Source organism: Sphingomonas sp. PAMC 26617 (assembly GCF_000242835.1).
GTDB lineage: Bacteria > Pseudomonadota > Alphaproteobacteria > Sphingomonadales > Sphingomonadaceae > Sphingomonas.
The window spans coordinates 736,878-751,620 of sequence record NZ_JH594425.1; the positions used below are offsets into that span (position 1 = coordinate 736,878).

13 protein-coding genes are annotated in these 14,743 nt (G+C 66.2%); 6 read left to right on the forward strand and 7 right to left on the reverse strand.

The genetic code is table 11. The features are described 5' to 3' along the window. Window positions 1-108: 108 nt before the first annotated feature. The 4 genes from pheT to rpmI form a co-directional block, all read right to left on the reverse strand. Entirely contained in the window at window positions 109-2,472 is a 2,364-nt protein-coding gene (gene pheT / locus RH91_RS02985; protein ID WP_010161042.1) for a phenylalanine--tRNA ligase subunit beta, read from the reverse strand. Further along, complete coding sequence (pheS, locus tag RH91_RS02990) at window positions 2,469-3,545, reverse strand: phenylalanine--tRNA ligase subunit alpha (RefSeq protein ID WP_232283396.1); 1,077 nt, start codon at window positions 3,543-3,545, stop codon at window positions 2,469-2,471. Before pheS ends, pheT begins: the two co-directional genes overlap by 4 nt. 345 nt (window positions 3,546-3,890) lie before the next feature. Further along, complete coding sequence (gene rplT, locus RH91_RS02995) at window positions 3,891-4,256, reverse strand: 50S ribosomal protein L20 (RefSeq protein ID WP_010161044.1); 366 nt, start codon at window positions 4,254-4,256, stop codon at window positions 3,891-3,893. A 17-nt stretch (window positions 4,257-4,273) separates the two neighbouring features. Next, the gene (gene rpmI / locus RH91_RS03000; RefSeq protein ID WP_010161045.1) at window positions 4,274-4,477 is read right to left on the reverse strand and encodes a 50S ribosomal protein L35; all 204 of its coding nucleotides are present in this window, start codon (window positions 4,475-4,477) and stop codon (window positions 4,274-4,276) included. Window positions 4,478-4,643: 166 nt separating this feature from the next. On the opposite strand from rpmI, the gene RH91_RS03005 reads away from it, so the two are divergent. Beyond that, window positions 4,644-6,767 carry an AsmA family protein gene (locus RH91_RS03005; RefSeq protein ID WP_029623558.1) on the forward strand — a complete coding sequence of 708 codons (2,124 nt, stop codon included), beginning with the start codon at window positions 4,644-4,646 and terminating at the stop codon, window positions 6,765-6,767. Between the two features lie 110 nt (window positions 6,768-6,877). On the opposite strand, the gene hisN is transcribed toward RH91_RS03005, so the two are convergent. After that, complete coding sequence (gene hisN / locus RH91_RS03010) at window positions 6,878-7,663, reverse strand: histidinol-phosphatase (protein ID WP_010161047.1); 786 nt, start codon at window positions 7,661-7,663, stop codon at window positions 6,878-6,880. A gap of 95 nt (window positions 7,664-7,758) precedes the next feature. Between hisN and RH91_RS03015 the strand changes: the two genes are divergently transcribed. The 3 genes from RH91_RS03015 to RH91_RS03025 all read left to right on the forward strand — a co-directional run bounded on the left by RH91_RS03015 (window position 7,759) and on the right by RH91_RS03025 (window position 11,812). Further along, on the forward strand, window positions 7,759-8,838 hold the full coding sequence (locus tag RH91_RS03015; RefSeq protein ID WP_232283397.1) for a phospholipase A: 1,080 nt from the start codon (window positions 7,759-7,761) through the stop codon (window positions 8,836-8,838). Window positions 8,839-8,955: 117 nt separating this feature from the next. Next, window positions 8,956-9,978: a GGDEF domain-containing protein gene (locus RH91_RS03020; protein ID WP_010161049.1), complete on the forward strand. Its 1,023-nt coding sequence runs from the start codon at window positions 8,956-8,958 to the stop codon at window positions 9,976-9,978. Between the two features lie 517 nt (window positions 9,979-10,495). Next, a complete protein-coding gene (locus RH91_RS03025) occupies window positions 10,496-11,812 on the forward strand; it encodes a S41 family peptidase (RefSeq protein WP_010161050.1) in 1,317 nt (438 codons plus the stop codon). A gap of 199 nt (window positions 11,813-12,011) precedes the next feature. On the opposite strand, the gene RH91_RS03030 is transcribed toward RH91_RS03025, so the two are convergent. Then, complete coding sequence (locus RH91_RS03030) at window positions 12,012-12,533, reverse strand: YciE/YciF ferroxidase family protein (RefSeq protein WP_010161051.1); 522 nt, start codon at window positions 12,531-12,533, stop codon at window positions 12,012-12,014. A gap of 232 nt (window positions 12,534-12,765) precedes the next feature. Here RH91_RS03030 and RH91_RS23430 point away from each other — a divergent pair, with 232 nt between their 5' ends. Together RH91_RS23430 and RH91_RS03035 are read left to right on the forward strand one after the other, a co-directional pair. Then, complete coding sequence (locus RH91_RS23430; protein WP_269724634.1) at window positions 12,766-12,894, forward strand: hypothetical protein; 129 nt, start codon at window positions 12,766-12,768, stop codon at window positions 12,892-12,894. A 2-nt stretch (window positions 12,895-12,896) separates the two neighbouring features. Beyond that, a complete protein-coding gene (locus RH91_RS03035) occupies window positions 12,897-13,211 on the forward strand; it encodes an alkylphosphonate utilization protein (protein WP_010161052.1) in 315 nt (104 codons plus the stop codon). Between the two features lie 37 nt (window positions 13,212-13,248). On the opposite strand, the gene RH91_RS03040 is transcribed toward RH91_RS03035, so the two are convergent. Then, a complete protein-coding gene (locus RH91_RS03040; RefSeq protein ID WP_010161053.1) occupies window positions 13,249-14,682 on the reverse strand; it encodes a GH1 family beta-glucosidase in 1,434 nt (477 codons plus the stop codon). Window positions 14,683-14,743 lie beyond the last annotated feature (61 nt).

Here is a 14,743-nt window from a genome sequence, read left to right on the forward strand (position 1 = left end):
CCTCCCCCACCCCGTCATGCCGGGCTCGTCCCGGCATCCACCGCGCCGCGCAGCCGGCAAGCGCAACCCCCGGTGGACCCCGGGACAAGCCCGGGGTGACGGAAGAGGTTACCCCCGCAAACTCGCCCCCAGCTTGCCAGCCGCAGCAACCACCTTGTCCGCGACCGCCTTCAGCTCCGCCTCGGTGAAGCTCTTGTCCCCCGGCTGGAGCGTCACCTCGACCGCGATGCTCTTGTGCCCCGGCTCGACGCCTGTCCCGGTGAACACGTCGAATACCCGCGCCCCGACGATCGCCGCCTTGTCCGCCCCGCGTGCCGCACGCACCAGCGCCTCGCCCGAAACGCTGTCGGGGACGAGGAACGCGAAGTCGCGCCGCACCGCCTGCAACGCGGGCGGGGCATAGGCCGCACGCGCGAAGCTCGTCGCGCGCTTGGCGGGGATCGCATCAAGATACAACTCGACCGCCGCGACCGGGCCATCCACGTCGAACGCGCGCGTCGTCAGCGGGTGGACCATGCCGAACGCCGCGAGCACCGTCTTCGGCCCCAACCGCAGCGTGCCCGACTGGCCGGGATGCCAGGCGTCGCCCGCCTCCCCCATCACCTGCAGATTGTCGACCGGAGCCCCCGCCGCCGCGAGCAGCGCGAGTGCCTCGGCCTTGGCGTCATAGGCGGTGAACTGCGTCGCCTTGCCGTCTTGCCAGCCGCGCGCACGCGCCTCGCCCGCGAGCACCACGCCCAGCGTCGGACGCTCGCCATCGGCGAGATACCGGCGCCCGAGCTCGAACAGCCGGACCCCGCCCGCGCCGCGCTTCATGTTGCGCTCCGCCGCCGCCAGCAGCCCCGGGAGCAGCGACGGACGCATCACCTTGAGCTCCTCGCTGATCGGGTTGGCGAGCGTCCACGCCGCCCCGCCGATCGCGGTCGCCTGTGCGTCCGACAGGAAGCTCCAGGTGATCGTCTCGTTGAGCCCCCGTGCGGCGGCAGCCCGGCGGACACGGCTTTCGATCTTCTGTGCCGGTGTCGCGGTCGGCTTTGCCACACCCGCTGCACGCGGCAGCGGGGTTGCGGGGACCGAATCGATCCCGACGATGCGGATCACTTCCTCGACCAGATCGGCCGGGCCATCCACGTCGCGCCGCGCGGGCGGCGGCAGGACGGTCCAGTCGTCCTCGACCGTGAAGCCGAGCGCGGTCAGGATCTCGCGCTGGCGTTCCGGCGCAACCGCGAGGCCACCGAGCGTTTCCGCGCGGGCGGTGTCATAAGCGATTCGCTTGCGCGTCGTCGGCGGGGTGCCCGCATGCGTCGGCAAGCTCGCGCTGCCGCCGCACAGGTCGAGCACCAGCCGGGTCGCGATCGCCAGCCCCTCCTCGAGGAACGCCGGGTCGACGCCGCGCTCGAACCGCGACCGTGCGTCCGAGGTCAGCATCAACGCCTGCCCGGTGCGCGCAATCGAGTCCGGGTCGAAATAGGCGCATTCGATCACGACGTCGGTGGTCTCGGGCGTGACGCCCGAATCCTCGCCGCCCATGATCCCGCCGATGTCGTGGACATGTGCGTCGTCCGCGATCACCGTCATCGTCTCGGCCAGCGTATAGGTCTTGCCGTTGAGCGCGAGCACTTGCTCGCCCGCCGCCGCCTTGCGCGCGACGAGCCCGCCCGACAGCTTGGCGCGGTCATAGACGTGCAGAGGGCGCCCGAGATCGAACATCACGTAATTGGTGATGTCGACCAGCATCGAGATCGACCGCTGGCCGATCGCGGTCAGGCGGCGGCGCATCCATTCGGGCGCGGTGCCGTTGACGAGGCCGGTGACGCCCTGCGCGTAGAAGGCCGGGCAGCCCTCGGTATCGTCGGTCCGGACGTCGGGGCCTGCGCCCGCGCCCACAACCGGGGCGTAGGCGAGCGGCTTGGCGGTGCCGAGCCCGGCGGCGACCAGGTCGAGCGCGATCCCGCGCACGCCCATACAATCCGGGCGGTTGGGGAGGACGTTGACCTCGATCACCGGGTCGTTGAGCCCGGCATAATCGGGATAGGCCATCCCGATCGGCGCATCGGCGGGAAGCTCAATGATTCCGTCATGCTCCTCGCCGAGTTCGAGCTCGCGCGTCGAGCACATCATGCCGTTCGATTCGACCCCGCGGATCGCCGCGACCTTGAGCACCATCCCGTTCGACGGCACCGTCGCGCCGGGCGCACCGAACACGCCGACGAGGCCAGCACGCGCATTGGGCGCACCGCAGACGACCTGCAGCGGGCCATCGCCAGCATCGACCGAGAGGACTTGCAGCTTGTCCGCCTGCGGATGCGGCGCGGCGCTCAGCACCTTGGCAACGCGGAACGCGGCGAGCGTCGCGCCGGGGTTCTCGACGCCTTCGACCTCGAGGCCGATCCGCGTCAGCGTCTCGACGATGACGTCGAGCGAGGCGTCGGTGTCGATATGCTGCTTGAGCCAGTCGAGCGTAACCTTCATGCGCCGACTCCCTGGCTCAGCGTGGGCACGTCGAGTGCCGAGAAACCGTAATGCTTGATCCAGCGCGCATCGCCTTCGAAGAACGGGCGCAGGTCATCCATGCCGTATTTGAGCATCGCGAGCCGATCGACCCCGACCCCGAAGGCGAAGCCCTGCCACTCGTTCGGATCGAGCCCGCACGCGGCGATCACCTTGGGGTGCACCATTCCGCTGCCGAGCAACTCCATCCAGCCCTCGGACCCGCCAAGCACGCGGCGGCCCTTTTCCATCGTCCAGCCGACATCGACCTCGGCCGAAGGTTCGGTGAACGGGAAATAGCTCGGGCGCAGCCGCAGCACGATGTCGTCGCGCTCAAAGAACGCCTTGAGGAAGGTCTCGAGCGTCCATTTGAGATGGCCGAGCGTGATCCCCTTGTCGATCACCAGCCCCTCGATCTGGTGGAACATCGGCGTGTGCGTCGCGTCCCAGTCCGAGCGATAGACCCGGCCCGGCGCGATGATGCGGATCGGCGGCTCCTGCCCCATCATCGTGCGGATCTGCACCGGCGAGGTGTGGGTGCGCAGCACCTTGGCCTCTTCGCCCTCGCCCGCCTTCAGATAGAAGGTGTCGTGCATCGCGCGCGCGGGATGGCTCTCGGGCATGTTGAGCGCAGTGAAATTATGCCACTGGTCCTCGATCTCGGGCCCGGTCGCGACCGCGAACCCCAGATCGGCGAAGATCTCCGCCATCTCGTCGAGCACCTGGCTGACCGGATGGACCGACCCCAGCGGTGCGGCATCGGCGGGGAGCGTCATGTCGAGCGTCTCGCGCGCCAGCCGCGCGTCGAGCTCGGCGCGGTCGAGCGCGGCCTTGCGGGCGGCGATCGCGGTGGTCACCGCCTCGCGCACGCCCTGGATGCGCGGACCTTCCACCAGCCGCTCGTCGGGCGACATTTTGCCGAGCGTCTTGAGCAACGCGGTGATGCTGCCCTGCTTGCCGAGCAACGCGACACGGAGCGTCTCGAGCTCCGCCGCGTCGGCCTGGCCGATCGACGGCAACTGCAATTCAATCTCGGCAAGGTCAGCCACGTACATCTCCGTCATTCCCGTAAGGGCGGGAACCCATCATGGGTGACGCCGTAGCGGGAGGTGAAGCCCTTGATCAACCCTGCGCGGTGCTGATGCAGCCGGCCAGGGAGGGTCATGGTAACGCCGACGGAGTGCTGTTCTCCAACCCGTCCGTCATCCTGAACTCGTTTCAGGATCCAGCCCTCCGCGAGTCCGGACCATGCCCGTTACGCGGTGGATGCTGAAACAAGTTCAGCATGACGGCAGCTTTTGGGTCGCGAGGATGGCCGCCGGAGGGACACCCCTCAAACAGAAAAAGGGCGCCGGTGTTGCCACCGACGCCCCAAATCTCAGTCTCGCGACAGGTCGCCCTCAGGCAGCCTGGGGCAGAGCCGCCTTCGCCTGCGCGATGATGGCGCTGAACGCAGCACCCTCGTGCATCGCGAGATCCGCGAGGACCTTGCGGTCGAGTTCGACGCCGGCGAGCTTCAGGCCATGCATGAAGACGCCGTAGGTCAGACCCTCGACGCGGACCGCTGCGTTGATACGCTGGATCCACAGGGCACGGAAGTTGCGCTTCTTAACCTTGCGGTCGCGATACGCATACTGGCCGGCCTTCTCGACTGCCTGACGGGCGATACGGATCGTGTTCTTGCGACGGCCATAATAGCCCTTCGCCAGATTGAGGATCCGCTTGTGCTTTGCGTGGGTGGTTACACCCCGTTTTACGCGTGCCATTCTCTAATTCCTTCCGCTCAGCCGAGACCGTAAGGCGCCCACGCCTTGACGGTGGCCGTGTCGGCCTTGGACAGAAGCTTGGTGCCGCGGTTCTGGCGGATGTACTTGCTGTTGTGGCTCATCAAGCGGTGACGCTTGCCAGCGACGCCATGCTTCAACAGGCCGGATGCGGTGAGCTTGAAGCGCTTTTTGACGCCGCTCTTCGTCTTGAGTTTGGGCATTTTCGTCCTTTCAGTTTTGCGACGATCTATGAACGGCCACGGCAGCCCATACCGGCCGGGCAGTTCCTCTTACTCGCAGGAAAGCGGGCGCATACCCGGACCCTTGCGAAAACGCAACCTTGGATGCGCGGAGGAACGATTACGCAAGGCGAACGGTTTGGCAGCGATGGACGCTGCACCCTCACCGCCCCCTGCCGCGCCTCCGGCGCAGTCCGCTGCAACCGTCACGCGCCGCAGCGCGTGGCGAATCGTGCGCAACGTCGTGATCGGCCTCGTGGTCGCGCTTTTCCTCGTGTGGCTGGTGCTCTACATCACCAAGGGCCGGTTCCTCAAAAGCCCGTTCGAGCGCATCGTCTCCTCCGCGACGCATCGCGACGTGAAAGTCACCGACGACTTCCAGCTCTATTTCGACCCGATCACGATCCACTTCCGCGCCGACGGGATGACGATCTCCAACCCGTCCTACGCCTCGCGTCCCAACCTGTTCGAAGCGAAACAGATCGACGCGCGAATCGCGCCGCTGTCGATGCTGTTTGGCAAACGCCATTTCTACACGCTAGACCTGACCGGTGGCGCGGTCGACCTCGAGTGGAACAAGCAGCACACCCACAATAGCTGGACGTTCAGCGAGAAAAAGGGCGGCAAGCCGCTCGATTTCCCGCGGATCGACGTTGCGACCGTGGCGGGAACGACGCTGCGCTACCTCGACCCCAAGATGCTGTTGCGCACCGATCTGGCGTTCCAAACGATCACCTCCAGCGATGCGCGAATCGGCAAGTCGGTCCGCTTCACCGGCGACGGCAAGGTCCGCGCAACCCCGTTTACGCTCAAGGGCGCGTTGCTTTCCCCTGACGCCACCGTCGCGCGCGGCAGGAACCAGCTCGAACTCGCCGCCGATGCCGCCAACAACCACGTTACCGTTGCAGGCACGCTTCCGAGCATCGCCGACATCGAGAACGTCCCGCTGACCGTCACGTCGCGCGGGCGCAACCTTGCCGAACTGCTCGACATCATCGGCGTCGCGATTCCGCGCAGCCGGACCTATCACGTCAAGGCAATCCTGACGAAGACCGGCACGACCTACGCCTTCACCCGGCTTACCGGCCGCTTCGGGGACAGCGACCTGGCAGGTGCGTTCACCGTGCAGAACATCGAGCCTCGTCTCCACATTGGCGCGACGCTGACCACGCGCAAGCTCGACATCATCGATGCGGCACCGTTCATCGGCTACAACCCGGACATCGTTGCGACCAAGGGCGCGGTCGCCGCTGCCGCGGACACCGGCGCCGCGCCCGCGCGAATCCTGCCCAACGCGGCAATCCCGGTCGAGACCTTCAAGAATTTCAACGCCGATCTCAAATATCGAATCGGCGTCGTCCGTTCGAAGAACGTCCCCGTTTCCGATATCGACCTGACGCTGTCGCTGAAAGACAGCCTGCTCAAGGTGTCTCCGCTCACCTTCGTAATGGCGCGGGGCAACGTTGCCGCCGATATCACCTTCGACGCCCGCCGCCGTCCCGCGCACGACACCTACGACATCCGCCTGTCGCCCACCCCGATGGGGAGGCTGCTCGCGGGCTATGGCGTCATCGAATCGGGCACGACCGGGATCGTCAAGGGCCGCATCGCGCTGACCGGCGACGGCGATACGGTCCACGACTCGCTGGCGACGGCACACGGGCGGATCGCATTCGTCATGCCCGGCGGGAACTTCTCCGCGCGCAACGTCCAGCTCTCCGAACTGGACATCGGCACCTTCGCGCAGAAGCTGTTCCAGGGGAAGCTCAAGGAACCGGTCACGATCAACTGTGGGCTGATCGGCTTCACCGTGCGCGGCGGTGTCGCGGCGGCGGACCCGATCCTGATCGATACCGAGAAGAACGTGATCGCGGGACGCGGTGGGTTCAGCTTCCGCGACGAGCATCTCGATCTCGTGTTCCGCGCGGATGGCAAGCGGATCAGCCTGTTCTCGGCACAATCCCCGGTCGGGCTGGTCGGATCGTTCGCCAAACCCGGGATCAACGTGTTGACGCCGCAGTTGCTGGAACGCGCGGGGGCCGCGGCGGGGCTCAGCCTCGTCGCAACTCCGGTGGCGGGGCTTCTCGCGTTCGTCGACGTCGGCGACGCGAAAGCCGCGCAATGCGGCCCGATCCTCGCGGCGGCCCCCGCCAGCGCGCAGCGCACCACCAAGGGCCACCAGCGCGACGATGTCGGGCACGGCACCACCGCAACTGCGGAGAAGGACAAGACAGGCAAGGCACCGCGGAAGAAGTTCCTCGGGATCTTCTGAGGAATTTCGTTCGAAGCCCGCCTCGGGCGTAACGGCGGCATTCCCTACCGTTGTCAGACGCCGCGCGATGGTGCGCGCCGAAGGGCGTTCGGCGTTCCGCTGCTAAGCGGTCAATGCCCCCCGCGGCACGCCAGCGCCTCGAGGATCTCCTCGATCCGCGCCGGATCACCCGCCGCGACGACTTCGCCGATGCTGTCCGCGGTCAGCGGGTCGCCCGCCCAGTCGCACATCCGCCCGCCTGCACCCTCGACAATCGGCACCAGCGCGGCGAAATCATGGAGCTTGAGCTCGGCTTCGACCACCACGTCGAGCCACCCGCTCGCGACGCAGCCGTAATTGTAGCAATCGCCCCCCAGCACGGTGCTGCGGACCTTCGCGTCGAGGTGCTCGAACGCATGCAACTGATCATCCGTGAACAGCGCGGGCGAGGTCGTCGCGAGCAACGCCTCCCCCAGATCCGCGCAGCGCCGCGTTGAAGCGGGCTTGCCGTTGAACAGCGTCGGCTTGCCGGTCGTCCCCACCCAGCGCTCGCCGATGATCGGCTGGTCGAGCACGCCGAGCATCGGCCATCCCTCGACCACCAAAGCGATCAGCGTCCCGAAGATCGGCCGCCCCGAGATGAACGCACGCGTCCCGTCGATCGGGTCGAGCACCCACGCGCGCCCCGAGGTCCCCTCGCGTACGCCATATTCCTCGCCGATGATCGCATCGTCGGGGAAGGTCCGTTCGATCAGCGCGCGCATCGCGGCCTCCGCCGCGCGGTCGGCGAGCGTGACGGGCGACGCATCGCCCTTCATCTCGAGCCCCTGCTCGGTGCGCCAATAGGGACGGATCGCGGCGCCCGCGGCATCGGCGAGCGCGGCGGCAAGGGTTAAATCGGATTCGGTAATTCGCATCGGCCCTGCGTAATCCGGCTGGCATCAAATCGCCAGTCCATGCGATGAGGCGGCGGGGTCTGGCGAACGGGGAAGCCAAGCAGATGCGGCTGCGAATGTTAGGACTTGGCGGCGGCGCGCTGATCGCCGGTGTGGCCCTGCCGGCGGCGGCGCAGCTCCGTCCACTGCTCGATCCGCCCGCTTCCGCCGATGCCGCGCGCGCCGGGGTCGAGGTGTTCGTCCTCAACGAAACCACCGCCGCGCAACCTGCACAAGGGCCCGCCGAAATCGAGACGGTCGCGCGCGACGGCACCCGGCTGCGGCTGATCGCCGCCCCCGACGAACCCGCGACGGTCGCCCCGGGCGGATTCGTGCGGCTGCGCTACCGGCTTGCCGCCTCCTATCCGCTCGCCGCCGTGGCACCGCCGGCCAGGCCGGAGGCGACGGCGGCAGCGCCCCCCGCGGGTGCCCCGGCAAAAGGCGAGGCGCTGGTCGCGACCTCGCGCGGCGGGTCTGGCGCGTTTCTTGACCGGCTGCATCCGTTCGCACCGACCTATGCGGTGATGGGTGCTGGCAATTCGGGGGCAAAACTGTCGGTCAGCTTCGATTTCAGGGTGCTCGGCCGCGATGACGGTCCGCGGCTCGATTTTGCCTATACCCACACCTTCTTCCTTGCGACCGACAAGCCGTCCGCCCCGCTGACCGCGCAGGGTTTCGCCCCCGAGGTGTTCCTCGACGTGCCGGTCGACCGCACGCTCATCATCGGCGGCGGCTATCGCCATGATTCGAACGGTGGCGGCGTGACCAACTCGATCGACGTCAACCGCTTCTTCCTGCGCGCGAACAAGACGTTCGCCTTGGGCAAGGGGTGGAATCTCGGGATCGCGCCGATGGTGTGGGGCTATTTCGGCGACCAGGGCCTCGCACCCGATCTCGACCGCTATTGGGGCTACACGTCGCTCGGTCTGTCGATCGGCCAGCGCGACGGGGTCAAGGTCGCGGTGAGCGGTCGGGGCAATCCGGGGACGGGCAAGGGCAGCGCGGAGACCTTCGTCTCCTATCCGCTCGCGCGGATCGACCAGCGCCTGCCGCACATCTACCTGTTCGGCGATTTCTACACCGGCTATGCCGAAACGCTGATCGCGTACAACCGGATCGTCAATCACGCCCGCTTCGGCATCGCGCTGACGCGCTGACGCACCTCGCCGCTATCGTTACGCATTCGGTCACTGTATTTTAGCAGTTTCGGCCTAGCACGGGCCACAGACAAGGGTCGTTTTGGCGCGACCGGGATCAAGGGACGGGTTCTACCGATGGCGACGGCAAGGGAGGCACGACGGGTTGCGCTCGACAACCGCGCCGACCCGGTGTTCGACCGGATCGGGTTGTTTCTGGCCCAGCACCGGCTGAGCCCCGATCCGCTCCATTATGCGTTTGCGCACCGCGTGGTTTCCAATCCTGCGGGCGTGCTCGCGCAATCGGTGGCGGCACTGACCGAAGGCGGGATCCGCCTGACCGCGCGCGATATCGAAAAGCTCGGTGGACAGGTCGTGACCGCCGTAACGCAACCGGAAGTGGCGGAGGCACCAAGCGCCACCGACGGACTCGTCGCGCAAACGCAGATGCAGGTCGAGGGCTTCACCGACATGATGCACGCGATCCGCGCGGAGACGCAGGATTTCGGGCGCAATCTCGCGGCGAGCGCGGACGCGATGCGATCGACCGATCGCACGGAGGATATCGTCCGGTTGACCAACGTGATGCTCGATCGGGTCCAGTCCGCCGAGGCGCGACTTGCGGCGGCGACTCACGAAGCCGAGGAACTTCGGCTCAAGCTCGAGGAAGCGCGCGACAATGCGCGGCGCGACCCGCTGACCGACCTGCCCAACCGGCGCGCGTTCGAGGAGAGATTCGCGGCGCACATGGTCGCCGGGGAGCAGGTATGCCTCGCGGTGTGCGACGTCGATCGGTTCAAGCGAGTCAACGATCGCTTCGGCCATTCGGTCGGCGACCGGGTTCTTCGCGCGATTGCCGAAGCGTTGACCACGGCCTGTCCCGGGCATCTCGTCGCCCGCTATGGCGGCGAGGAATTCACCGTGTTGTTCGCCGGTATCACGCTCGATCAGGCCTATACCACGCTCGACCAGGCACGCGACATCGTCGCGACGAAGCGGTATCGCCTGCGCGAGTCGGACGAACCGCTCGGCGCGGTGACCTTCTCTGCCGGGATTACCGAATCGCAGCCCGGCGAGTTCCTCGGCGCGGTTTTCGGACGGGCCGACAAGCTGCTTTATGCCGCCAAGGACAACGGCCGGAACAGGATCCATCGCGCGTAGCAAATATCCCCAAGATCTGGTGAGAATCACTGGCCTCCCAACCAGACTGACCGGGAACTTTTCGAAAAAATCGCAGTAACCCGCCAGATTCATCATCTGGCACGGTCCCTGCAAAACCTGAAATGTCGGCGACGGAATGGTCCGGACCGCCACATCATCAGGAGTTACCCCCATGTTCGCTCGTTTCGAAGCAGTCCAGCGCGTCGCCGTTTCGCTCGCAGCCGCGCTCGTCCTCACCACCGTTCTTGCCTCGACTGCGGTATCCTTCGCCCCCATCGCATAATCGCTTCCCGACAAGGCTTTGCGATCCCGCACTTTTCGCGCTGACATCGGCAAAGCGACGCGCTAGCCTCGGACTTCGAGGTGGCACATGAGCCGAATACGTTACGGTGTTTCGATACTGACCCTTGCCGCGCTGCTTTCCGCCTGTGGCGGGGGCGGCGGTGGATCGGGCGCGGCGAGCGGCGTCGTCGCCGCACCGGCCCCTACCCCTAGCCCGACACCGACCGCAGCCGCCGTGAGTTGCACGCTGCGCGACCGGCAGGATTGGGCGGCGGCGCAATTGCGCGAATGGTATCTGTTCCCCGAAACGCTCCCCGCCGCGCTCGACCCGACGCCCTATCCGACGGTCGACGCCTATATCGACGCGCTCACCGCCACGGCGCGCGCGCAACGCAAGGACCGGTATTTCACCTATCGCACCTCGATCGCCTCCGAGGATGCCTATTACGACTCCGGGGCGAGTGCCGGGTTCGGGTTCCGTTTGTCCTATGACACCGGCGCGCGGCGCGTATTCGTTTCCGAAAGTTTCGAAGGCACCGCTGCGCTGTCCGCCGGGATCGATCGCGGCACGGAAATCGTTGCGATCGGCACCAGCGACACCGACCTGCGCTCGGTCGATTCGATCATCGCGGCGCAGGGGACCGCGGGCGTCATCGACGCGCTCGGGCCAAATACCGCAGGCACCACGCGACGGTTGCGGATCACCGATTCACAAGGGACACGCAGCGTATCGCTCGCCAAGACCGATTATGCGCTGACCCCGGTGTCGAGCCGCTATGGCGCGCAGATCCTCACCGATGGCGGGCAGCAGGTCGGTTATATCAACCTGCGCAGCTTCATCTCGACCGCCGACCCTGCGTTGCGCGCCGCCTTCGCGCGCTTCAAGGCGGCGGGCGTCACCAATGTCATCATCGATGTGCGCTACAATGGCGGAGGGCTGGTCTCGATCGCGGAGTTGATGGCGAATCTGCTCGGCGGTGCGCGCAACAGCAGCGACGTGATCGATTTCACGACCTTCCGCCCCGAAAAGTCTGCGAGCAACGTCACGGCCTTCTATGCGCGACAGCCCGAGTCGATTGCGCCGACCAGGATCGCGTTCATCGGCACCGGGAGCAGTGCCTCGGCGAGCGAATTGGTGATCGCGCAGGCGATTCCGTATTTCCACGCCAATGTCGGACTGATCGGCGCCAATACCTATGGCAAGCCGGTCGGCCAGATCGCGCTGGACCGGCCGCAATGTGATGACCGCCTGCGCGTCATCGCCTTTGCACTGCAAAACTCTGCGCGACAGGGGGCCTATTACGACGGGCTTGCGAGCATCATGGAAGCAAGCTGCAAGGCGGGTGACGACCTGGCTCATCCGCTGGGCGATCCGCAGGAGGCCTCGACCCGGGCGGCGCTGGATTATCTTGGCGGCAAGAGTTGCACGCCGATCGTGGCGGCGGCGGGGACACAGGGGACGCTGTCGCTGCGCACCAGGACGAACCCGCTCGAGTTGCTGACGCCTGACGCGCCCGACACCGTACAGCGCGAGGTGCCAGGATCGTTTTAAGGCGGAGGGGTCAGCGTTTAGCCCCCTGCCCGGACTAGACGTGGCCCCGGTAGCGCAGCGGTAGACGGGAGCGTCTACGTGTACCTGCGTCGACTATTTCCACTAGGCCCCGACTTGTGCCGCGCGTGGGTCAGCAGGCGATTTCCGCCACCCCGGGGTTACCCAAGAATGGCGGAGTCACGTTTCTCGCAAGCCCGCCTTACTCGGCCGGGGTCGCTGCCTCTGCCTTCGCGTTGGTCTTGCTCGTCGCCATCTGCGTCAGCTTGTCGTCGGTGGCATATTCTTCGTCGAGCGTTTCCTGCAGGATCGCGGCGATCTGGTCGCGCCCGAGCTGCTTCGACCAGGCGATCAGCGTACCGTAACGCGTGATCTCATAATGCTCGACCGCCTGGGCCGAGGCGATGAGTGCGGCATCGAGTACCGCCTTGTCCGCGATTTCGCTGGCGACCTCGTTGGCTTCCTTGATGATGCCTTCGATCGCAGGGCACGTCGCGCCCTTGGGCTGCTCGCCGAGCAGGTCGAACACCTGCTCGAGCCGGCGGATCTGGACTTCGGTCTCGGTCAGATGCGTCTGGAAGCCGCTCTTCAGCCCGGCGTCGGTTGCCTTGTCGATCATCTTGGGCAGCGCCTTGGTGATCTGGTTCTCGGCGTAATAGACGTCCTGGAGCTGATGCAGGAAGAGATCCTCGAAGGTCGCGATATCCTTGGTGAACAGGCCCATGTCGTGTCTCCTGGCGTGCGGCTACTGGAAGGGGGGGTAGCCGGACGCGAGGGGTGGCACGTCCGGCTTCTGCTCCAAACGGACCGGGTCGAGGGTGGTTGCGTCCGGTCCGGTCAAATCAGGTTAACCTCGGTCAACTGCGCCGTGCCTGCGCCAGACCGAAAAGATGCCGGTGCGGCGCCGCTTTGGCGCTACAAGCACCCGGGGCCTCCCGCCTCCGAAGGTAAGTCCGATGGCCAAGAGCCAGAAGAAGTCGAACAAGGAAACGCGCAAACCCAAGGCCGAAAAGGCACCGAAGGCGAATGCCTCCAACCCGACCACCAAGGGCCAGCCGGTCGCGATGGTCAATATCAAGGGGTGAGCATGGCCGAGGGGGACAGCGACGCGTTCGTCTATGACGAGGCGAGCGGCGAGTGGATCAGCGCGAGCGATGCCGCCGCGAAGGGCACCGCTGATGGCGATGCAGTGGTCGTCCGCGATTCGGTCGGCAACGTGCTCGCCGATGGCGATCAGGTGACGTTGATCAAGGATCTGACCGTCAAGGGCGCGGGCCAGACGCTCAAGCGCGGCACGCTGATCAAGGCGATCCGCCTGACCGGCGACGCGCAGGAGATCGATTGCCGGTTCGACGGGATCAAGGGCCTCGTACTGCGCGCCGAGTTCGTCAAGAAACGCTGACGTCGCGGCGCGATTGCCGCGCCGCGACCTCGACGTTTCAGACCAGTGCGTTCCGGCGGATCAGTTCGCGATACCAGGCCGCGCTCAGCTTGGGGGTGCGGACCTGTGTCGCGAAATCGACGTGATGGAGCCCGAAGCGCTTGGTATAGCCATCCGCCCATTCGAAATTGTCCATCAGGCTCCACAGGAAATAGCCCTTGAGCGGAAAGCCCTCAGCGGTCGCGCGATGGAATTCGGTCAGATAATTGCGCAGATACATGATCCGGTCGCTGTCATCGACTCGCCCGTCGACCATCACGTCATCCGCCGACGTGCCGTTTTCCGAAATGTAGATCGCCTTGGGCTTCCACAGTTCGGAGACGGTACGCACGCCCAAATAGGCGACCTCTGGCCCGACATAGAGCCACGGCGACGCCATTCGGGGCGACGACGGGAGATGCGGCAGGATCTTGTAGCCGCTCGGCCCGGCATCGGCGCGGACGTAGTTCGGCGCATAGATGTTGAGCGCGACGAAATCGAGCGGGCTGCCGATCGCCGCCATGTCTCCGCTCGCGACGCGCGGCGCATTCGCGCCCTCACGCGCGAGGTAACCGTCGGTATAGCGCCCCTCGAGCACCGCGGTCAGGAACATCGCATTTTCCTCGCGCACGGCCTGTTTGGCGGCGGCGATATGCTCGGGGGTCTCGATCACGGGGACGTAGAAGTTGCTGTTGTCCGCAAGCCCGACCTGCGTCCCGCTGCGGGCGTGCGCGCGGATCGCCTGGACGCCAAGCCCGTGCGCGAGCACGCCGTGGTGCCGGACCTGGTTTCCCGCGGCCGGTGGCAATTGCAACCCGGGCGCGTGGCGACCCTCGACATGGCCGATATCGGTGAAGCAGCGCAGTTCGTTGACGGTCATGAAATGCCCGACGCGGTCGGACAATTTGCCCGCCATGAACCCGGCGTAGTCCGCAAATGCCCAGGCGGTGTCGCGCGATTGCCAGCCGCCCGGCAAAGCTTCGGGCAGGTCCCAGTGGAACATCGTGACATAGGGCGTGATCCCGGCAGCGAGCAGCGCGTCGATCAGTCTGTTGTAATAATCCACGCCCTTCTGGTTCGGCGTGCCGCGCCCGTCGGGGAAGATCCGCGACCAGGCGAGCGACATCCGATACGCCTTGACGCCCAATCCCTTGAGCAGCGCGATATCCTCGGGATAGCGATGGTAGCTGTCGCACGCGATATCGCCTGTATCGCCGTTGGCGACTCGGCCCTTGCTGTGCGCGAACACGTCCCAGTTGGTGCGTCCACGCCCGTCCTCGGCGACTGCACCCTCGATCTGATACGAAGCGGTCGCGCACCCCCACACGAAATCCTCGGGGAAGGACGACGGGCCGGCAGGCGCACGCTGCGCCACCGCAGCCAGTGCGCCCCCCGATCCACCGGCAAGCGCCGCGCCTAGCACGCCGCCCCTGATAAAATCGCGCCGGTCCATATTCCTCTCCCGTTCAGTGCCTTGATATCAGTGAAAACCTTGACATCGTTGTCAATGCACG